Raw genomic sequence first — 20,044 nt, 5'->3', positions numbered from 1 at the left:
TTATTTATCTAAAGATTCACCTGATATTTTAGCTACGCGTACTTTTTTACCATTTTCGATCTTATATCCAACACGAGTCGGTTTACCTGATTTAGGATCAAGTGGCATTACATTGGATACGTGAATAGCAGCTTCTTTGCTTATAATTCCACCTTGTGGATTAAGTTGAGATGGCTTGGAATGCTTTTTCACGATGTTAATTCCTTCAACAAGCACACGATTTTGTTTCGGATATGCAGAAAGAATTGTTCCTTGTTTGCCTTTGTCCTTACCAGAGATGACTACGACTTTGTCACCTTTTTTAACATGCATTAGCTTGGCACCTCCTTGAAAGGCTTTATACAAATTTTACATATTATAGAACTTCTGGAGCAAGAGAAACGATCTTCATGAAGCTATTGTCACGTAATTCACGAGCAACAGGTCCAAAAATACGTGTTCCACGTGGGCTCTTATCGTCACGGATAATTACACATGCGTTTTCATCGAAACGAATGTAAGAACCGTCAGGACGACGCATACCACGTTTTGTACGGACAACAACAGCCTTAACGACTTCACCTTTTTTAACAACGCCTCCTGGTGTTGCCTGTTTAACTGTACAAACGATGATATCACCGATGTTTGCAGTTTTACGGCCAGAACCACCTAGGACTTTAATTGTTAGCACTTCACGAGCACCTGAATTGTCAGCGACTTTTAAACGAGATTCTTGTTGAATCATGTACGGTACCTCCCTTCGGAATTAGCTTAATCCGAACTATATTAAATGATTACTGCTTTTTCTACTACTTCTACAAGACGGAAGCGTTTTGTAGCTGAAAGTGGACGAGTTTCCATGATACGTACTACGTCGCCTGCTTTAGCTTCGTTTAGCTCGTCATGAGCTTTTAACTTTTTAGAGTATTTAACGCGTTTACCGTATAAAGAATGCTTTTTATAGGTTTCTACAACAACTGTAACTGTTTTATCCATTTTGTCGGATACTACGCGTCCAGTGTAGATTTTGCGTTGGTTGCGTTCGCTCATTCTGCAAACCTCCATTCATTATCGATTAGTGACACCGATCTCTCTTTGACGAACAACTGTTTTCATACGAGCAATCGATTTGCGAACTTCACGGATGCGAGCTGTATTTTCAAGTTGTCCAGTAGCTAACTGGAAACGAAGATTAAATAGTTCTTCTTTAAGAGATTTTAGTTTTTGTTCAATTTCAGCAGTGGTTAGATCTTTGATTTCATTAGCTTTCATTTGTTTCACCACCAATTTCCTCTCTTTTTACAAACTTGCATTTGATTGGAAGTTTGTGTGCTGCAAGGCGCAATGCTTCTCTTGCCACCTCTTCAGATACACCAGAGATTTCAAACATAACTTTGCCCGGTTTAACTACTGCTACCCAACCTTCAGGAGCACCTTTACCGGAACCCATCCGTACTTCAAGCGGCTTAGCTGTGTAAGGTTTGCTTGGGAAGATTTTGATCCAAACTTTCCCTCCACGTTTCATATAACGAGTCATCGCTATACGAGCTGCTTCGATTTGACGGTTCGTGATCCAGGAAGCTTCTTGAGCTTGAAGTCCAAATTCTCCGAAATGAACTTCAGTGCCGCCTTTAGCCATCCCTCTCATCTTACCGCGGTGTTCACGACGGTATTTTACGCGTTTTGGCAATAACATATTATTTTCCTCCTTCCTCAGATTTCTTCTTAGTAGGAAGAACTTCTCCACGGTAGATCCAAACTTTCACGCCTAGCTTACCGTAAGTAGTATCTGCTTCAGCATGAGCATAATCTATGTCTGCACGAAGTGTGTGAAGTGGAACTGTTCCTTCGCTGTAATGTTCAGCACGAGCAATATCAGCACCGCCAAGACGACCAGAAACTTGAGTTTTGATTCCTTTTGCTCCAGAACGCATAGTACGTTGGATAGCTTGCTTTTGAGCGCGACGGAATGAAACACGGTTTTCTAATTGACGAGCGATGTTTTCTGCAACCAATTTTGCATCAAGATCTGCTCTTTTAATTTCGATGATATTGATATGAACTCTTTTGCCAGTCAACTGGTTCAAAGCTTTACGAAGTGCTTCGACCTCAGTACCGCCTTTACCGATAACCATTCCTGGTTTAGCAGTGTGGACAGATACATTGATACGGTTAGCTGCACGCTCGATTTCAACTTTTGAAACAGAAGCATCATTTAGACGTTTCGCGATATATTCACGAACTTTGATGTCTTCATGCAAAAGAACTGCGTAGTCTTTATCAGCGTACCATTTGGATTCCCAGTCACGGATTATCCCGATACGCATACCGATTGGATTTACCTTTTGACCCACAGATTACCCCTCCTTCTTTTCTGATACAACGATTGTAATATGACTAGTACGTTTGTTAATTGCACTCGCACGACCTTGAGCGCGAGGACGGAAACGTTTTAATGTTGGTCCTTCGTTAACGTATGCCTCTGAAACGACTAGGTTATTAATATCCATTTCGTAGTTATGTTCTGCATTTGCGATAGCAGATTTCAGAATTTTTTCTACGACTGGAGAAGCAGATTTTGGTGTTAAGCGAAGAATCGCTACTGCTTCACCTACTTGTTTTCCTCGAATTAAATCTGCGACTAAACGCACTTTACGAGGAGCAATACGAACTGTTTTAGCGACAGCTTTAGCTTGCATGAGATGCCCTCCTCTCATTAACGTCTTGTTTTCTTGTCATCACTTGCGTGACCTTTATAAGTGCGTGTAGGCGCGAATTCGCCTAGTTTGTGACCTACCATATCTTCTGTTACATAAACCGGCACATGCTTACGACCGTCATAAACGGCGATTGTGTGTCCGATGAATTGCGGGAAGATTGTTGAGCGACGAGACCAAGTTTTTACTACCTGTTTCTTGTCAGCTTCATTTAATTTTTCAACTTTTACCAATAAATGATCATCAACAAAAGGCCCTTTTTTTAAGCTACGACCCATGCGAGTACCTCCCTTCGTGACTGTTCTACGGTTCTATATATGAACCGTAGCTCAATCCCGTTATTTTTTACGACGACGTACGATAAATTTATCGGATTTGTTTTTCTTCTTACGAGTTTTGAATCCAAGAGTAGGTTTACCCCATGGAGACATTGGTGATTTACGTCCGATTGGCGCTTTACCTTCACCACCACCGTGTGGGTGATCATTCGGGTTCATTACAGATCCACGAACTGTTGGGCGTTTACCTAACCAACGGTTACGGCCAGCTTTACCAATGTTGATAAGTTCATGTTGTTCATTACCAACTTGACCGATTGAAGCACGGCAAGTAGCAAGAATCATACGAACCTCACCTGAGTTTAAACGTACAAGTACATAACGACCTTCTTTACCAAGTACTTGAGCAGATGTTCCTGCTGAACGGACTAATTGTCCACCTTTTCCTGGTTTAAGTTCGATGTTATGAATTACTGTACCAACTGGGATGTTAATAAGAGGAAGTGCGTTACCCACTTTAATGTCAGCTTCTGGACCTGACATAACTTCCAAACCTACTTCTAGGTTTTTCGGAGCTAGGATATAACGTTTTTCTCCATCAACGTAATTAATTAATGCAATGTTTGCAGAACGATTTGGATCGTACTCAATAGTAGCAACGCGTCCTGGTATACCATCTTTATTCCGTTTGAAATCGATGATACGGTATTGACGCTTGTGGCCGCCACCTTGATGACGAACTGTTAACTTACCTTGGTTATTACGGCCGCCTTTGCTGTGTAAAGGAGCAAGTAATGATTTTTCCGGTTTGTCTGTAGTGATCTCAGCAAAATCGGAAGTTGTCATATTACGTCGACCGTTAGAGGTAGGTTTATACTTCTTAATCGCCATTTGTATTTCCCTCCTTCTCTAATGAATTAAGCCTCGAATAGCTCGATTTCTTTGCTGTCAGCAGTTAATTTAACAATAGCTTTACGGCGCTTGTTAGTATAGCCTGCATGTTTGCCCATGCGTTTGAATTTACCTTTGTAGTTCATGATGTTTACTTTCTCAACTTTAACGCCGAAAATTTCTTGAACAGCATCTTTAACTTGAGTTTTATTAGCTCTAACATCAACTTCAAAAGTATATTTCTTTTCAGCCATTACGTCTGAAGAGCGTTCAGTGATTACGGGGCGCTTAATGATATCGCGTGCATCCATTATGCAAGCACCTCCTCTACTTTTTCGACAGCTGATTTAGTCAAGATCAATTTGTTGTGCGAAACAACATCAAGAACGTTAAGACCATCAGCTTCAACTACAGTAACACCAGGGATGTTACGTGCAGAAAGAGCAACTTTCTCGTCTAAACCGTCAGTAACGACTAACGTTTTAGTATCAACAGAAAGGTTTTTAAGTACCGCTACAAACTCTTTTGTTTTTGGAGCTTCGAAAGACAAGCTTTCAAGTACCAAAATGTTCTCTTCCAATGCCTTTGCAGACAATGCAGATTTAATAGCTAAACGACGTACCTTTTTAGGTAGCTTGTAAGCGTAAGATCTTGGAGTAGGTCCAAAAACAACGCCACCGCCACGCCATTGTGGAGAACGGATAGAACCTTGACGCGCACGTCCAGTTCCTTTTTGTTTCCAAGGTTTACGTCCACCGCCTGCAACTTCAGAACGGTTTTTAACTTTATGAGTTCCTTGACGTAAGGAAGCTCGTTGCATGATGATTGCTTCAAATAATACATGATTATTAGGTTCGATACCAAAGATGGATTCATTTAGTTCGATGTCGCCAACTTGTGAACCTGTTTGGTTGAACAATGTAACTTTTGGCATTCTATTGCTCCTCCTTTCTCAGAAATTACTTTGCTTTAACAGCAGTTTTAACTTTGATCAATGCTTTTCTAGCACCAGGTACATTACCTTTAATCAATAGTAGGTTGCGTTCAACATCAACTTTAACGATAGCTAAGTTTTGAACAGTAATTTGTTCTCCACCCATACGTCCTGGTAATAGTTTACCTTTGAATACGCGGTTTGGAGCTACAGGACCCATTGAACCTGGGCGACGGTGGTAACGAGAACCATGAGACATAGGTCCGCGAGATTGTCCATGACGCTTGATAGAGCCTTGGAAACCTTTACCTTTTGAAATTCCTGATACATCTACTAAATCGCCTTCAGCGAAAATACTAACATTGACTTCTTGACCGATCTCATATTCAGTAAGATCCGTTCCGCGGAATTCGCGAATGAAGCGCTTAGGAGTAGTATTTGCTTTTTCAACATGGCCCTTTTCAGGTTTGTTAGAAAGCTTTTCGCGTTTGTTTTCAAAACCAACTTGAACTGCTTCATAGCCATCAGTTTCAACAGTTTTCTTTTGAAGAACCACGTTATTAGCAGCTTCGATAACTGTTACCGGAATAAGTTCACCGTTTTCAGCAAAAACTTGAGTCATACCGATTTTTCTTCCTAAGATTCCTTTGGTCATAAGTCACACCTCCTAGAGTAATTGTTCATATTTATATGAATTATAATTTGATTTCAATGTCAACGCCTGATGGTAAATCTAAACGCATCAATGAATCAACTGTTTGTGGAGTTGGATTAACGATGTCGATTAGACGTTTATGCGTACGCATTTCGAATTGTTCACGAGAATCTTTGTATTTATGAACCGCACGTAGGATCGTATATACCGATCTTTCAGTAGGTAATGGAATTGGACCAGATACAGCCGCACCAGAACGTTTTGCAGTTTCAACAATTTTCTCAGCAGATTGATCAAGAATTCTGTGATCATATGCTTTTAAACGGATACGAATTTTTTGTTTTGCCATAATTTTCCCTCCTTTTCGCCTATTTTAAAATAGACCTTCTCAATGGAAATTTCCCACACACTCGCCATGGCAAAGCGGCCGGGTGTGTCAGCAACCTTCCATATCATCGCAGTCAAAGACCAACATTGTCTATTATACATAATGCACAAGTGAAATGCAAGTTAAACTTGAATATTTCTTGTGCAGCACACTTTTATTATTATACATACTATCACAAGTATTTACAAGTACATTCTATGAGGTCTTTCATATCCATTTTCTTCAATTCAATAATCCTCATGATACCCATTAAATACACTTCATTTTTTACAGATATTATAGAAGAAAGATTCAATATTAATTAAAAAAAAAGAAGCAGATGGCGTCCCATCTGCTTCTCCCGGAAGGCGTCCCTTCCAATATTGTTTTATCAATCAATTATTCTTGGATTGTAGCAACTACGCCAGCGCCTACAGTACGTCCACCCTCACGGATAGAGAATTTAGTACCTTCTTCGATAGCGATTGGAGCGATAAGTTCTACAGTCATTTCGATGTTGTCTCCAGGCATAACCATTTCTACGCCTTCAGGAAGGTTACAAATACCAGTTACGTCAGTTGTACGGAAGTAGAACTGAGGACGGTAGTTTGTAAAGAATGGAGTGTGACGTCCACCTTCTTCTTTAGAAAGAACATAAACTTCAGCTTTGAACTTTGTGTGTGGAGTGATTGTGCTTGGTTTAGCAAGAACTTGTCCACGTTGGATATCTTCACGGGATACACCACGAAGAAGTGCTCCGATGTTGTCACCAGCTTCAGCATAGTCAAGAAGTTTACGGAACATTTCAACACCAGTTACAGTTGTTGGTTTAGACTCTTCGTTGAAACCGATGATGTCAACAACGTCACCGACTTTAACTTGTCCACGCTCAACACGACCAGTAGCAACTGTTCCACGACCAGTGATTGAGAATACATCCTCAACTGGCATCATGAATGGTTTGTCAGTGTCACGAGTTGGTTCTGGGATGTACTCGTCAACAGCTGTCATTAATTCATGGATTTTTTCTTCCCAAGCAGCTTCTCCTTGAAGAGCTTTTAAAGCAGATCCTTTGATAACAGGAATGTCATCGCCAGGGAATTCGTATTCAGATAAAAGATCACGGATTTCCATTTCTACTAATTCAAGAAGTTCTTCGTCATCTACCATGTCGCATTTGTTCATGAATACTACTAGGTATGGTACACCAACTTGACGAGAAAGAAGGATGTGCTCACGAGTTTGTGGCATTGGGCCATCAGCAGCAGATACTACTAGGATTCCGCCGTCCATTTGTGCAGCACCAGTGATCATGTTTTTAACATAGTCAGCATGTCCTGGGCAGTCAACGTGTGCATAGTGACGAGTAGCTGTTTCATACTCAACGTGTGCAGTAGAGATTGTGATACCACGTTCTCTTTCTTCTGGAGCACCATCGATTTGGTCATAAGCGCGAGCTTCTGCGCCACCAGATTTAGCAAGTACAGTTGTGATTGCAGCAGTTAGAGTTGTTTTACCATGGTCAACGTGACCAATTGTTCCAACGTTAACGTGCGGTTTTGAACGATCAAATTTAGCTTTTCCCATTAGGAATTCCTCCTTAAAATTATAAATAAAAGATTAAGTATATAGGGGCTGTGAAAGAAGACTAATTCTTCCATCACAGCTTACATAAGATAGTTATACTTTAATAAGAGATGAAAATCAATTATTCACCTTTATTTTTTTTGATGATTTCTTCAGAAATGCTCTTAGGTACTTCTTCATAATGATCGAAGTGCATAGAGAATGTTCCGCGTCCTTGAGTGTTAGAACGTAAAGATGTAGCATATCCGAACATTTCAGATAGTGGAACCATCGCTTTAACCATTTGCGTGTTACCGCGAGCTTCCATACCTTCTACGCGACCACGACGAGATGTGATATCTCCCATGATGTCGCCTAGGTAATCTTCTGGAATAACTACTTCCACTTTCATGATCGGTTCAAGGATTACAGGCTTACATTTTGATGCTGCATTTTTAAGTGCCATCGATGCAGCAATTTTAAATGCCATTTCGTTGGAGTCAACGTCATGGTAAGATCCGTCAAATAATTTTGCTTTGATGTCGACTAGCGGGTAACCAGCAAGTACACCACGGTCAAGTGAATCAACTAATCCAGCTTGTACAGCAGGGATATATTCACGTGGTACTACACCACCGACGATAGCATTTTCAAATTCGAATCCTTTACCTTCTTCGTTTGGACCAAATTCGATCCATACGTGTCCGAATTGTCCACGACCACCAGATTGGCGAACAAATTTACCTTCAACTTTAGCTGAACCACGGAAAGTTTCACGGTATGCTACTTGAGGAGCACCAACGTTAGCTTCCACTTTGAATTCGCGACGCATACGGTCAACAAGGATGTCCAAGTGAAGTTCACCCATACCAGCGATAATTGTTTGACCAGTTTCTTGGTCAGTATGCGCACGGAATGTTGGATCTTCATCTTGAAGCTTTTGTAAAGCTTGAGACATTTTGTCTTGGTCTGCTTTTGATTTCGGTTCAACTGAAAGTGAAATAACCGGCTCTGGGAATACCATGGACTCAAGAATTACTTGATTCTTGTCATCACATAAAGTATCTCCAGTTGTAGTATCTTTCAATCCGACTGCAGCTGCGATATCCCCTGCATATACAGTAGATATTTCTTCACGGCTGTTTGCGTGCATTTGAAGGATACGTCCAATACGTTCACGTTTTCCTTTAGTTGAGTTGATTACATAAGATCCTGATTCTAATGTACCTGAGTACACACGGAAGAATGTAAGTTTACCAACGTAAGGGTCAGTCATAACTTTAAACGCTAAAGCTGAGAACGGTTCAGAGTCATCTGAATGACGTTCTACTTCTTCTTCTGAATCCGGTAATGTACCTTTGATAGCTGGTACATCCAATGGAGATGGAAGGAAGTCGATAACGTTATCAAGCATTAATTGAACACCTTTGTTTTTGAAAGCTGATCCGCAAATAACAGGGAAGAATTCAACATTAACGGTTGCTGTACGGATAGCAGCTTTTAATTCAGCAATGCTGATTTCTTCGCCACCAAGGTATTTTTCCATTAAGTCTTCATTAACTTCTGCTACTGCTTCAATTAACTTTTCACGGTACTCTTCAGCTAATTCGCGATGTTCTTCAGGAATTTCACCAACAGATATATCAGTTCCTAGGTCATTACCGTAGAAATGAGCTTTCATTTCAATAAGGTCGATGATTGCAGAGAATTGATCTTCTGCTCCGATTGGTAACTGAACTGGGTGAGCGTTAGCTTGTAAACGATCGTGGATTGTTCCAACTGAATACAAGAAATCTGCACCGATTTTGTCCATTTTATTTACGAATACGACACGTGGTACACCGTAAGTTGTAGCTTGGCGCCAAACTGTTTCAGTTTGAGGCTCAACACCTGATTGGGCATCAAGTACTGCTACAGCTCCATCAAGTACACGCAATGAACGTTCAACTTCAACTGTGAAGTCTACGTGTCCTGGCGTATCGATGATGTTTACACGGTGACCTTTCCACTGTGCAGTTGTTGCAGCGGAAGTGATCGTGATTCCGCGTTCTTGTTCCTGTTCCATCCAGTCCATTTGTGAAGCACCTTCGTGCGTTTCACCAATTTTATGGATTTTACCAGTGTAATATAGAACACGTTCTGTTGTTGTCGTTTTACCAGCATCGATGTGAGCCATGATACCGATATTACGAGTGTTTGCTAAGGAGAACTCTCTTGCCATTTGTCTTTCTCCTTCCTTTTATAAGGATTTTATAGTGATTAATCTTACCAGCGATAATGAGCGAATGCTTTATTAGCTTCAGCCATTTTGTGTGTATCTTCACGTTTCTTAACAGCTGCTCCAGTATTGTTAGCAGCATCCATGATTTCATAAGCTAAACGCTCTTCCATCGTTTTTTCTCCACGAAGACGAGAGTATTTCACTAACCAACGAAGTCCTAGAGTTGATTTGCGGTCTGGACGCACCTCAACTGGTACTTGGTAGTTAGCTCCACCTACACGGCGTGCTTTTACTTCTAATACAGGCATGATGTTTTTAAGTGCTTGATCGAAAACTTCGATTGACTCATTGCCAGTACGTTCTTTGATTAAATCAAATGCAGAGTAAAGAATTTTTTGTGATTTACCTCTTTGTCCATCAACCATTAATTTGTTGATTAAGCGAGTCACAAGTTTTGAATTATAAATTGGATCTGGTAATACGTCTCTTTTCGTTACAGGTCCTTTACGAGGCATTATATTTCCTCCTTTCAAGAAAGTTCAATTTTGGTTTAAGATTATTTTTTAGCTGCTTTCGGACGCTTAGTACCGTATTTAGAACGGCCTTGCATACGATTGTTAACTCCAGCAGTATCAAGAGCACCACGTACGATATGGTAACGTACCCCTGGTAAATCCTTTACACGACCGCCACGGATAAGAACCACGCTGTGTTCTTGTAGGTTGTGACCGATACCTGGGATATAAGCTGTTACCTCGATACCGTTTGTTAAACGTACACGCGCATATTTACGTAACGCGGAGTTTGGTTTTTTCGGTGTCATAGTACCCACACGAGTGCAAACACCACGTTTTTGCGGAGATGATACGTTAGTTTGTGCTTTTTTAAAGCTGTTGTAGCCTTTGTTAAGTGCTGGAGATTTTGAATTAACCTCTTTAGACTCGCGTCCTTTACGCACTAATTGATTAATAGTAGGCATTACATTTTTCCTCCCTTCACGTTTTCATTTCTAGTACCACACATCCAGGTGGTTCATAAATGGGTAAAAACAAAGTCTTTGCAAATATAATTGCAAAAACATTTTTACTTTTTAATGGCAACAGTTGCTGCTCCGACATCAATACCACATGCTTTGCCAAGCATTCTCATCGAATCAACATATGTGATAGGAACATCCAATTCTTTGGCGGTCTCAACGACACGCCCAGTCAAGTATATATCTGCATCATCAGCGATGATAACTTCTTGAATTAAATTGTTTTTAAGAGCTCTAACTGCTTGTTTCGTCCCTATAATCACTGACTTTGCCTGTATTACTTTTTCATAAGACATGGTCCATATCCTCCAAAGTTACAGGGTAACATAGGAGCACCTTTGCTATAGTATCATTATAAGTCGGATACTGTCAACTTCTTTCAAAAAAATAATTCAAGCAAAAGGTTTTCCTTACATAATTCTATTAAGATTTTCAATTTGCCCAAACGGAAATTATCAAATTCTCATAGGCTTTTCAGTTGGCCATGAGTAATAAGAGAGACCAACTCAATAAATTCTGATCCTTCATCTCCTCCAATAGGAAACGGGAGTGTGGTTTTCAGTTTAAATTATTGAGCTGGTCCTTTTTCCATTAATCCACTGTTACTGTATCAGCACTTTCGTCAACAACGACAGGGTTTGCTTTTCTGTATCTAAGCATTCCTGTTCCTGCAGGGACAAGTTTACCGATGATGACATTTTCTTTAAGCCCAAGCAATTCATCACGTTTTCCTTTTATTGCTGCATCAGTCAAGACCCTAGTTGTTTCTTGGAATGACGCGGCGGACAAGAAGGAATCCGTTTCTAGAGATGCTTTTGTGATACCTAGCAATACAGGACGGCCTGTAGCTGGTAATTTGTTAGTCAGCAATGCATCTGTGTTTGCAGTAGTGAACTGGTTAACATCCAATAATGTTCCTGGAAGCACTTCAGTTTCGCCTGCATCAAGCACACGGACTTTACGCATCATTTGTCTAACCATTACCTCGATATGTTTATCACCGATCTCAACACCTTGCATCCGGTATACTTTTTGAACTTCATGAAGCAGGTATTCCTGAACAGTAAGCACGTCTGTAACCTTAAGCAATTCTTTCGGATCGATGGAACCCTCTGTTAACTCTTCACCACGACGGACATGAGTATCAACAGTTACTCTTAAACGTGCTGTGTACGGCGCAGTATATGTGCGTGATTCAACTGCACCTTGAACAACGATTTCCTGTTGTTTATCCCGAATTTCATTGATCGAAACAATCGTTCCTTCGATTTCGGAAATGACAGCTTGACCTTTAGGATTTCTCGCTTCAAATATTTCTTGGATACGAGGAAGACCTTGAGTGATATCGTCCCCAGCAACCCCACCAGTATGGAATGTACGCATCGTTAACTGTGTACCAGGTTCTCCGATTGATTGAGCTGCAATGATACCGACTGCTTCGCCCACTTCAACTTCTTGACCGGTAGCCAGGTTGCGTCCATAACATTTTTTACATACACCATGGCTGGTGTTACATGTAAAGGCAGAACGGATCCATGCTGTTTCAATTCCAAGTGATTCAATATAATCAGCAAGATCTTCAGTAATAAGATCGTTTTCAGCCACGATTACTTCATTTGTTTCTGGATGTCTGATCGCTTTTCTTGCATAACGGCCCACTAGGCGCTCTTCAAGATGCTCGATTATTTCAGTACCTTCTCTTAAGGCTGAAATTTTCAAGCCGCGGTCCGTTCCACAATCGTCATCACGGATGATGACATCTTGGGCAACGTCAACAAGTCGACGGGTAAGGTAACCGGAATCGGCTGTTTTAAGGGCTGTATCGGCAAGACCTTTACGCGCACCATGTGTAGAGATGAAGTACTCCAACACTGTTAAACCTTCACGGAAACTTGATTTGATCGGTAACTCAATGATTCGTCCAGCCGGGTTGGCCATCAAACCACGCATACCCGCAAGCTGCGTAAAGTTGGAAGCATTACCACGGGCACCGGAGTCACTCATCATGAAGATCGGGTTGCGTCGGTCCAGTGAGTCCATAAGTTTGGACTGGATGGTATCCTTGGCAGCACTCCAGATGGAAATGACGCGATCATAACGCTCATCCTCTGTAATTAGACCACGTCTGAACTGTTTCAAGACGTTATCTACTTTGGTTTGAGCCTCAGTAATGATTTCTTGTTTTTCTTTTAAAACGACAATATCAGCCACACCAACGGTAATACCGGCTTTTGTCGAATATTTGAATCCAAGATCTTTCATCCGGTCAAGCATTTTAGATGTTTCGGTAATTTTAAAGCGTTTAAAGACTTCTGCGATGATATTTCCAAGAATTTTTTTCTTGAAAGGATCGATAGCAGGTTGAGCCTTAATCAATTCAGGGATATTAGCGCCTTTTACCACAAAATATTTCTCTGGAGTTTTGGTTTCCAAATTATATCGTGTCGGCTCGTTAATATACGGGAATGATTTTGGTAAAATTTCATTGAAAATCAATTTACCGACAGTGGTAATAAGCAGCTGGCGGTTTTGTTCTTCAGTGAATGTTTCATTATTCAGTGATGATGCATGTACGGCACAACGGGAATGTAAGTGTACATATCCGTTTTGGTATGCAAGCAATGCTTCACTTGTATCTTTAAAGATCATACCTTCGCCGATAGCGCCTTCTCTTTCCAATGTTAAGTAATAGTTACCTAATACCATATCTTGAGAAGGTGTAACGACAGGTTTACCATCTTTAGGGTTCAAAATGTTCTGTGCTGCAAGCATAAGCATGCGAGCTTCGGCTTGGGCTTCAGAAGATAGAGGAACGTGGACCGCCATTTGGTCACCGTCAAAGTCAGCGTTGTAAGCTGTACATACGAGCGGATGCAAACGAATTGCGCGACCTTCAACCAACGTTGGTTCAAACGCCTGGATACCAAGTCTATGAAGAGTCGGTGCACGGTTCAATAGTACTGGGTGTTCTCTAATAACTTCTTCAAGCACATCCCATATTTCAGGAGATAAACGTTCAATTTTGCGCTTAGCGGATTTGATGTTATGCGCTAGGCCTCTTTGAACAAGCTCCTTCATAACGAATGGTTTGAATAATTCAATCGCCATTTCTTTAGGAAGACCACATTGGTACATCTTTAAGTTTGGTCCTACTACGATAACGGAACGGCCAGAGTAATCAACACGTTTACCAAGAAGGTTTTGACGGAAACGACCTTGTTTACCTTTTAACATGTGAGATAAAGATTTTAACGGACGGTTACCAGGTCCAGTTACCGGACGGCCGCGACGGCCATTATCGATAAGAGCATCGACAGCTTCTTGCAGCATACGCTTCTCATTTTGAACGATAATGCTTGGTGCTCCAAGATCCAGTAATCTTTTCAAACGATTATTACGGTTGATAACACGGCGATATAAATCATTTAGATCAGATGTGGCAAAACGTCCTCCATCAAGTTGAACCATAGGACGAAGTTCCGGTGGAATGACCGGAAGCACGTCAAGGATCATCCATGAAGGCTCATTTCCGGAGTTACGGAATGCTTCAAGCACTTCCAAGCGTTTGATTGCACGGGTTCTGCGTTGTCCTTGAGCTGTTTTAAGCTCCTCTTTCAACGACTCTACTTCCTTTTCCGTATCAATATCTTGTAAAAGTTTTTTAATAGCTTCCGCACCCATGGCAGCTTGGAATTTCTTACCGTATTTTTCACGGTATGTACGATATTCTTTTTCAGAAAGAAGCTGTTTCTTTTCTAAAGTTGTATCGCCCGTTTCAGTTACGACGTAAGATGCAAAGTAAATAACTTCTTCCAAAGCCCGTGGAGACATGTCAAGTACAAGTCCCATACGGCTAGGAATTCCTTTAAAATACCATATGTGTGAAACTGGAGCTGCCAGCTCAATATGACCCATACGCTCACGACGCACCTTAGCACGAGTGACTTCAACGCCACAACGGTCACAGACTACGCCTTTATAACGAACACGTTTATATTTTCCGCAATGACATTCCCAGTCCTTTTGAGGTCCAAAAATTCTCTCACAGAATAAACCGTCTTTTTCTGGCTTTAGCGTACGATAGTTGATTGTTTCTGGTTTTTTAACTTCTCCATGTGACCAAGAACGAATCTTGTCTGGTGAAGCAAGACCAATTTTCATATACTCAAAATTATTAACGTCTAACAAGGGGCCTACCTCCCTTTTAATCTCCAGGTTTAACCCTTGATTGCCGTCAAATATCAGGCAATCTTACACCGGATGATGGTTGATTGAATCAATAAGGCTCTAACAAGGCAGCATGATCTTCAAAGGAACATCTTGCTGCCAGTCAGAGCGGGTAATATATAACTAGATATGTTTATAATTTTATTCTTTGACAGGTGCCCCTACTTCGGAAGCAACCATATCTTTAGTTTCTGAATCAAGGCTTAATTTGTCTGCTTGGTTGGCTTCTTCTTCATCTTCCAAATCACGCATTTCGATTTCACGATCTTCAGCATTAAGAATTTTAACATCCAATCCTAAACTTTGAAGCTCCTTAATCAATACTTTGAAGGACTCAGGAACGCCTGGCTCAGGGACATTTTCGCCTTTGACAATCGCTTCGTAAGTTTTAACACGACCTACGACATCATCTGATTTAACGGTTAGGATTTCTTGTAATGTATAAGCAGCACCATAAGCTTCAAGTGCCCATACTTCCATCTCACCGAAACGCTGTCCACCAAATTGCGCTTTACCACCAAGTGGCTGTTGCGTAACAAGGGAGTAAGGTCCAGTTGAACGTGCATGAAGTTTATCATCGACCATATGTGCCAGTTTGATCATATACATGACACCAACTGATACACGGTTATCGAATGCTTCACCTGAACGGCCATCATAAAGGACAGTTTTTGCATCACGGGACATTCCGGCTTCTTCAATCGTACCCCAAACATCTTCCTCAGTGGCACCATCGAATACAGGAGATGCTACATGAATGCCAAGTGCGCGTGCAGCCATACCTAAGTGAAGCTCCAACACCTGACCGATGTTCATACGTGAAGGTACCCCCAATGGGTTTAACATGATGTCGACTGGAGTGCCATCTGGTAAATAAGGCATATCTTCTTCAGGAAGGATCCTAGAGATTACCCCTTTGTTACCATGTCGTCCAGCCATTTTATCGCCTTCATGGATTTTACGTTTTTGAACGATATATACACGTGCTAATTGGTTTACACCAGGAGGCAGTTCATCGCCGTCTTCTCTGTTGAATACTTTAACATCAAGAACGATTCCGCCGCCGCCGTGAGGTACACGAAGTGATGTATCCCTTACTTCACGTGCTTTTTCACCGAAGATTGCATGTAATAGACGTTCCTCAGCAGTCAGTTCCGTTACACCTTTTGGCGTGACTTTACCAACGAGAAGGTCTCCGTCTTTCACTTCAGCACCCACACGGATTATTCCGCGCTCGTCAAGATTACGAAGCGCATCTTCCCCTACGTTAGGGATATCACGTGTGATTTCTTCAGGTCCTAATTTTGTATCGCGTGATTCAGATTCATATTCTTCAATATGAATGGAAGTGTACACATCATCTTTAACCAATCGTTCACTCATGATGATGGCATCTTCATAGTTATATCCATCCCATGTCATGAAGGCAACCAATACGTTACGTCCAAGTGCCAACTCACCTTTTTCCATTGAAGGACCATCAGCAAGAATTTCACCTTTTACGACGTTGTCGCCAACACTTACGATAGGGCGTTGATTATAGCACGTTCCTTGGTTGGAACGAATGAATTTTAATAGACGGTATTTATCAAGGTTTCCTTTTACTTGCTGTCCGTCAACTTCACTTACCCTACGTACCCATACTTCACGTGATTCAACGTGTTCTACGATACCAGGGTGTTTACAAATGACAGCAGCACCGGAGTCTTTCGCTGAAACATACTCCATACCCGTTCCAACTCGAGGGGCTTCCGGTTGCAGCAAAGGCACCGCTTGACGTTGCATGTTCGCTCCCATAAGGGCACGGTTGGAGTCATCATTCTCCAAGAAAGGAATACATGCTGTCGCAGCAGATACAACCTGTTTAGGAGATACATCCATGTAATCGACGCGGTCACGCGGAACAACGGTATTTTCACCGCGGAAACGTGCAACAACATCATTATCAAGGAATGATCCGTCATCTGATAGACGTACATTCGCTTGGGCAACTACATAATTATCTTCCTCATCAGCTGTTAAGTAATCGATTTGGCTTGTAATTTTGCCTGTTTCAGGGTCCACACGGCGATATGGTGTTTCAATGAAGCCATATGGGTTAACCTTTGCAAAACTGGATAATGAGTTAATCAAACCAATATTCGGTCCCTCAGGCGTTTCAATTGGACACATGCGGCCATAGTGGGAGTAATGAACGTCACGTACTTCAAAGCCAGCACGCTCACGTGTCAGACCACCAGGTCCCAATGCAGATAGACGACGTTTATGCGTCAATTCAGCCAACGGGTTCGTTTGATCCATGAATTGAGAAAGCTGTGAGCTTCCAAAGAATTCTTTAATAGATGCAATAACTGGACGAATGTTAATTAGTTGCTGCGGAGTGATTGTATTCGTATCCTGAATGGACATTCTTTCACGAACAACACGCTCCATACGGGATAAACCAATTCTAAATTGGTTTTGCAGCAATTCACCAACAGAACGCAGACGACGGTTTCCTAAATGGTCAATATCATCTGTGATTCCTACACCATGCAATAAGTTAAAGAAATAACTGATGGAAGAAATGATATCAGCCGGTGTAATGTTTTTAACCTGGTCGGTCACGTAAGCATTACCGATGATATTGATCACTTTTTCGCCTTCAGCATCGTTTGGTGCAAACACTTTAATAGGTTGAAGAAGAGTTTCCTCCTCCACTACACCGCCTGATGGATGGAATGTCTTGAAGCCGATTCCAGCTTCGATATGAGGCAGAATCCTATCAAGGGTCCGACGATCAAGCATTGTACCTTTTTCAACGATGATTTCACCTGTTTCAGGATCAATCAAAGTCTCTGCAATACGTTGTCCGAATAAACGGTTCTTGATATGCAGTTTTTTGTTTATTTTATAACGGCCTACATTAGCTAAATCATAACGTTTTGGATCAAAAAAGCGTGATACTAAAAGACTTTTCGCGTTTTCGACAGTAGGCGGTTCACCTGGGCGTAGACGCTCATAGATTTCCAGTAATGCTTTTTCCACACTCTCGGTGTTATCCTTTTCAAGAGTGTTGCGTAGGTATTCGTTGTCTCCGATCAAATCGATGATTTCTTGATCTGTTCCGAATCCAAGGGCACGCATCAATACCGTGATCGGTAATTTCCTGGTGCGGTCGATTCGAACATACACAACATCCTTGGCGTCTGTTTCATATTCGAGCCATGCGCCACGGTTAGGAATAACGGTCGCAGAGAATCCAAGCTTACCGTTTTTATCCATTTTCCCATTGTAGTAAACACTCGGTGAGCGCACTAATTGGGATACAATTACCCGTTCAGCACCATTGATGACGAATGTACCTGTTTCAGTCATCAGCGGGAAGTCACCCATAAATACATCCTGGTCTTTCACTTCCCCTGTTTCTTTGTTAACAAGGCGCACTTTCACACGAAGTGGTGCAGAATACGTAACATCGCGTTCTTTTGTTTCTTCCACAGAATACTTCGGCTCAGCTAAGCTGTAATCGATGAATTCTAACGATAAATTACCTGTAAAATCCTCAATAGGAGAAATATCCTGGAACATTTCCTTTAAACCTACATCTAGAAACCATTGATAAGAAGCTGTTTGAATTTCAATCAGATTCGGAAGGTCCAAAACCTCACTGATTCTTGCATAACTTCTACGTTGGCGGTGTCGTCCATACTGAACAAGTTGACCTGTCAACTGATTCACCCCTTAAATCAAGCGTTATAAGGATCCATTTGCCTCGGAAAAGGAATCATTTCCATAGACAAAAAGAAAATGGTTTTTATTTTAAAAACCACTATTTCTCATAAAACGAACTATTATTTATATATTTTTCCCATATTATCCATTGATTATACACCAATGGTATAAAAATTGCATAGTTACGGAATTATATATATGCATTTTATAATACTAACATAGCGAAAATTTAGAGTCAAACCTTTTTGGATAATAGTATATAGTATCCCTTTTTCTTAACGGGCACTTCAACATTTCCAAATAATTGCTCCATTTTATCCATTGCGGATGGAGCTCCTTGTTTTTTTTGAATGACAACCCATAATTCTCCACCAGCTACCAAACTGCGATAGCCTTCTTCTAAAATTTCGTGGACTACACTTTTACCTGCGCGAATGGGAGGGTTCGTAAGAATCGCCGCGAATTGATTGGAGGCAACTTTGTCAAAACTATCACTTTCGTATATCTTCACATTTGCGATCCCATTAGAAGCCGCATTCTCTTTTGACAATTCAACTGCCCGGCTATTTATATCAATCATTTCTATCGTTCTTTCGGGATAAGCTGCCGCAATCGATATTCCGATTGGTCCATATCCGCAACCAACATCGAGAATATCTCCTTTTACAGCTTCATCAAGGTTAAAACTCTCAACCAAAAGACGCGATCCGAAATCAACTTCCTTTTTCGAAAAAACACCATTATCACTTTTGAAGCGAAATGTACGTCCCTTTAATGTGAAATCCCAAAATTTCGGATTGCTTACGACATCCGGTTTATGTGAGTAGTAATGCTCTGTCAGAGTCATCTCCCCCTATCAGAAAGGAATATTGAAGATTTAATGAGAGAAGAGAATTGAAGAATGGATGCTTGCACGCCGGAATGTTCGAATAACGAAATCCTCTCGTTACCAAACCATTAACGGCTATTTTCCGTCATTTCTTTAAAAATGAAGAAAAAAAGCCCGCCAGTGATAGCGAGCTTTTTGTTTATGCAAGATTACTTAACTTCAACGCCAGCTCCAACTTCTTCAAGTTTAGCTTTAACTTCTTCAGCTTCTTCTTTAGAAGCGCCTTCTTTGATTGCTTTTGGAGTGTTGTCAACAAGTTCTTTTGCTTCTTTAAGTCCAAGACCTGTTACTTCACGTACAGCTTTGATAACTTTGATTTTTTGATCTCCAGCAGATGTAAGGATTACATCAAACTCAGTTTGCTCTTCAGCAGCAGCGCCACCAGCAGCAGCTACAGCTACAGGTGCAGCAGCAGTTACGCCAAATTCTTCTTCGATTGCTTTTACAAGGTCGTTTAATTCTAAAACAGTCATGTTTTTAACTGCTTCTAAGATTTGATCTTTAGTCATTTTTATTTCCTCCTCGAAATGGTTGGTTTTTTTTTGAATCAATAGGCTAAATAAGCGGTTA

General features: G+C 41.1%; 22 protein-coding genes. All 22 read right to left on the bottom strand.

All coding sequences use genetic code 11. The annotated features are described in order from the left end of the window. A complete protein-coding gene (gene rplX / locus ACSR9O_RS25000) occupies window positions 1-312 on the bottom strand; it encodes a 50S ribosomal protein L24 (protein WP_034305002.1) in 312 nt (103 codons plus the stop codon). Window positions 313-355: 43 nt separating this feature from the next. Continuing rightward, window positions 356-724 (bottom strand): 50S ribosomal protein L14, encoded by a 369-nt coding sequence (gene rplN / locus ACSR9O_RS24995; RefSeq protein ID WP_034305005.1) that lies wholly within the window; start codon window positions 722-724, stop codon window positions 356-358. 41 nt (window positions 725-765) lie between these two features. Further along, a complete protein-coding gene (rpsQ, locus tag ACSR9O_RS24990; RefSeq protein WP_034305007.1) occupies window positions 766-1,029 on the bottom strand; it encodes a 30S ribosomal protein S17 in 264 nt (87 codons plus the stop codon). A gap of 18 nt (window positions 1,030-1,047) precedes the next feature. Further along, window positions 1,048-1,251 (bottom strand): 50S ribosomal protein L29, encoded by a 204-nt coding sequence (rpmC, locus tag ACSR9O_RS24985; RefSeq protein ID WP_034305010.1) that lies wholly within the window; start codon window positions 1,249-1,251, stop codon window positions 1,048-1,050. Then, entirely contained in the window at window positions 1,241-1,675 is a 435-nt protein-coding gene (gene rplP / locus ACSR9O_RS24980; protein WP_034305012.1) for a 50S ribosomal protein L16, read from the bottom strand. The genes rpmC and rplP overlap by 11 nt, the downstream gene beginning before the upstream one ends. Window position 1,676: 1 nt before the next feature. Next, window positions 1,677-2,333: a 30S ribosomal protein S3 gene (gene rpsC / locus ACSR9O_RS24975; RefSeq protein WP_034305014.1), complete on the bottom strand. Its 657-nt coding sequence runs from the start codon at window positions 2,331-2,333 to the stop codon at window positions 1,677-1,679. Window positions 2,334-2,336: 3 nt separating this feature from the next. Continuing rightward, window positions 2,337-2,678, bottom strand: coding sequence for a 50S ribosomal protein L22 (gene rplV / locus ACSR9O_RS24970; protein ID WP_034305017.1), 342 nt, complete (start codon window positions 2,676-2,678; stop codon window positions 2,337-2,339). Between the two features lie 17 nt (window positions 2,679-2,695). Further along, the gene (gene rpsS, locus ACSR9O_RS24965) at window positions 2,696-2,974 is read right to left on the bottom strand and encodes a 30S ribosomal protein S19 (protein ID WP_034305018.1); all 279 of its coding nucleotides are present in this window, start codon (window positions 2,972-2,974) and stop codon (window positions 2,696-2,698) included. Between the two features lie 60 nt (window positions 2,975-3,034). Next, complete coding sequence (rplB, locus tag ACSR9O_RS24960; protein WP_034305021.1) at window positions 3,035-3,865, bottom strand: 50S ribosomal protein L2; 831 nt, start codon at window positions 3,863-3,865, stop codon at window positions 3,035-3,037. A 26-nt stretch (window positions 3,866-3,891) separates the two neighbouring features. Next, window positions 3,892-4,176 carry a 50S ribosomal protein L23 gene (gene rplW, locus ACSR9O_RS24955; RefSeq protein ID WP_057915217.1) on the bottom strand — a complete coding sequence of 95 codons (285 nt, stop codon included), beginning with the start codon at window positions 4,174-4,176 and terminating at the stop codon, window positions 3,892-3,894. Beyond that, a complete protein-coding gene (gene rplD / locus ACSR9O_RS24950) occupies window positions 4,176-4,799 on the bottom strand; it encodes a 50S ribosomal protein L4 (RefSeq protein WP_034305025.1) in 624 nt (207 codons plus the stop codon). Before rplD ends, rplW begins: the two co-directional genes overlap by 1 nt. A 25-nt stretch (window positions 4,800-4,824) precedes the next feature. Then, window positions 4,825-5,454 carry a 50S ribosomal protein L3 gene (rplC, locus tag ACSR9O_RS24945; RefSeq protein ID WP_034305028.1) on the bottom strand — a complete coding sequence of 210 codons (630 nt, stop codon included), beginning with the start codon at window positions 5,452-5,454 and terminating at the stop codon, window positions 4,825-4,827. Between the two features lie 40 nt (window positions 5,455-5,494). Continuing rightward, window positions 5,495-5,803: a 30S ribosomal protein S10 gene (gene rpsJ, locus ACSR9O_RS24940; protein ID WP_019244375.1), complete on the bottom strand. Its 309-nt coding sequence runs from the start codon at window positions 5,801-5,803 to the stop codon at window positions 5,495-5,497. A gap of 417 nt (window positions 5,804-6,220) precedes the next feature. Further along, window positions 6,221-7,408, bottom strand: coding sequence for an elongation factor Tu (gene tuf / locus ACSR9O_RS24935; RefSeq protein ID WP_054398381.1), 1,188 nt, complete (start codon window positions 7,406-7,408; stop codon window positions 6,221-6,223). Between the two features lie 121 nt (window positions 7,409-7,529). Then, complete coding sequence (fusA, locus tag ACSR9O_RS24930; protein ID WP_034305032.1) at window positions 7,530-9,608, bottom strand: elongation factor G; 2,079 nt, start codon at window positions 9,606-9,608, stop codon at window positions 7,530-7,532. A 44-nt stretch (window positions 9,609-9,652) separates the two neighbouring features. Next, a complete protein-coding gene (gene rpsG / locus ACSR9O_RS24925) occupies window positions 9,653-10,123 on the bottom strand; it encodes a 30S ribosomal protein S7 (RefSeq protein WP_034305035.1) in 471 nt (156 codons plus the stop codon). Window positions 10,124-10,164: 41 nt separating this feature from the next. Next, window positions 10,165-10,587 carry a 30S ribosomal protein S12 gene (rpsL, locus tag ACSR9O_RS24920; RefSeq protein ID WP_034305038.1) on the bottom strand — a complete coding sequence of 141 codons (423 nt, stop codon included), beginning with the start codon at window positions 10,585-10,587 and terminating at the stop codon, window positions 10,165-10,167. A gap of 104 nt (window positions 10,588-10,691) precedes the next feature. After that, window positions 10,692-10,940, bottom strand: a complete 249-nt coding sequence (locus ACSR9O_RS24915; RefSeq protein ID WP_034305040.1) for a 50S ribosomal protein L7ae-like protein — start codon at window positions 10,938-10,940, stop codon at window positions 10,692-10,694. A gap of 295 nt (window positions 10,941-11,235) precedes the next feature. Next, window positions 11,236-14,832 (bottom strand): DNA-directed RNA polymerase subunit beta', encoded by a 3,597-nt coding sequence (gene rpoC / locus ACSR9O_RS24910; protein WP_491725286.1) that lies wholly within the window; start codon window positions 14,830-14,832, stop codon window positions 11,236-11,238. A gap of 180 nt (window positions 14,833-15,012) precedes the next feature. Then, complete coding sequence (rpoB, locus tag ACSR9O_RS24905) at window positions 15,013-18,582, bottom strand: DNA-directed RNA polymerase subunit beta (RefSeq protein ID WP_475723825.1); 3,570 nt, start codon at window positions 18,580-18,582, stop codon at window positions 15,013-15,015. Window positions 18,583-18,820: 238 nt separating this feature from the next. Further along, a complete protein-coding gene (locus tag ACSR9O_RS24900; RefSeq protein WP_491725509.1) occupies window positions 18,821-19,426 on the bottom strand; it encodes a class I SAM-dependent methyltransferase in 606 nt (201 codons plus the stop codon). A gap of 197 nt (window positions 19,427-19,623) precedes the next feature. Continuing rightward, entirely contained in the window at window positions 19,624-19,983 is a 360-nt protein-coding gene (gene rplL / locus ACSR9O_RS24895) for a 50S ribosomal protein L7/L12 (protein WP_053349071.1), read from the bottom strand. Between the last annotated feature and the right edge of the window lie 61 nt (window positions 19,984-20,044).

Source organism: Peribacillus sp. B65 (assembly GCF_058513295.1).
The sequence above is the reverse complement of the archived record's forward strand: the minus strand, read 5'-3'. Positions and strand labels throughout refer to the sequence as shown.

Bases quoted from the DNA above. Each gene is read 5' to 3' on its own strand.
- rpsG (WP_034305035.1), bottom strand. From the start codon at position 10,123: ATGCCTCGTAAAGGACCTGTAACGAAAAGAGACGTATTACCAGATCCA.
- rpsS (WP_034305018.1), bottom strand. From the start codon at position 2,974: ATGGGTCGTAGCTTAAAAAAAGGGCCTTTTGTTGATGATCATTTATTG.
- rplV (WP_034305017.1), bottom strand. From the start codon at position 2,678: ATGCAAGCTAAAGCTGTCGCTAAAACAGTTCGTATTGCTCCTCGTAAA.
- rpmC (WP_034305010.1), bottom strand. From the start codon at position 1,251: ATGAAAGCTAATGAAATCAAAGATCTAACCACTGCTGAAATTGAACAA.
- rplC (WP_034305028.1), bottom strand. From the start codon at position 5,454: ATGACCAAAGGAATCTTAGGAAGAAAAATCGGTATGACTCAAGTTTTT.
- rpsJ (WP_019244375.1), bottom strand. From the start codon at position 5,803: ATGGCAAAACAAAAAATTCGTATCCGTTTAAAAGCATATGATCACAGA.
- rplB (WP_034305021.1), bottom strand. From the start codon at position 3,865: ATGGCGATTAAGAAGTATAAACCTACCTCTAACGGTCGACGTAATATG.
- rplX (WP_034305002.1), bottom strand. From the start codon at position 312: ATGCATGTTAAAAAAGGTGACAAAGTCGTAGTCATCTCTGGTAAGGAC.
- rpsQ (WP_034305007.1), bottom strand. From the start codon at position 1,029: ATGAGCGAACGCAACCAACGCAAAATCTACACTGGACGCGTAGTATCC.
- rplN (WP_034305005.1), bottom strand. From the start codon at position 724: ATGATTCAACAAGAATCTCGTTTAAAAGTCGCTGACAATTCAGGTGCT.
- tuf (WP_054398381.1), bottom strand. From the start codon at position 7,408: ATGGGAAAAGCTAAATTTGATCGTTCAAAACCGCACGTTAACGTTGGA.
- rplP (WP_034305012.1), bottom strand. From the start codon at position 1,675: ATGTTATTGCCAAAACGCGTAAAATACCGTCGTGAACACCGCGGTAAG.
- ACSR9O_RS24915 (WP_034305040.1), bottom strand. From the start codon at position 10,940: ATGTCTTATGAAAAAGTAATACAGGCAAAGTCAGTGATTATAGGGACG.
- fusA (WP_034305032.1), bottom strand. From the start codon at position 9,608: ATGGCAAGAGAGTTCTCCTTAGCAAACACTCGTAATATCGGTATCATG.
- rplL (WP_053349071.1), bottom strand. From the start codon at position 19,983: ATGACTAAAGATCAAATCTTAGAAGCAGTTAAAAACATGACTGTTTTA.
- rpsL (WP_034305038.1), bottom strand. From the start codon at position 10,587: ATGCCTACTATTAATCAATTAGTGCGTAAAGGACGCGAGTCTAAAGAG.
- rplD (WP_034305025.1), bottom strand. From the start codon at position 4,799: ATGCCAAAAGTTACATTGTTCAACCAAACAGGTTCACAAGTTGGCGAC.
- rplW (WP_057915217.1), bottom strand. From the start codon at position 4,176: ATGGATGCACGCGATATCATTAAGCGCCCCGTAATCACTGAACGCTCT.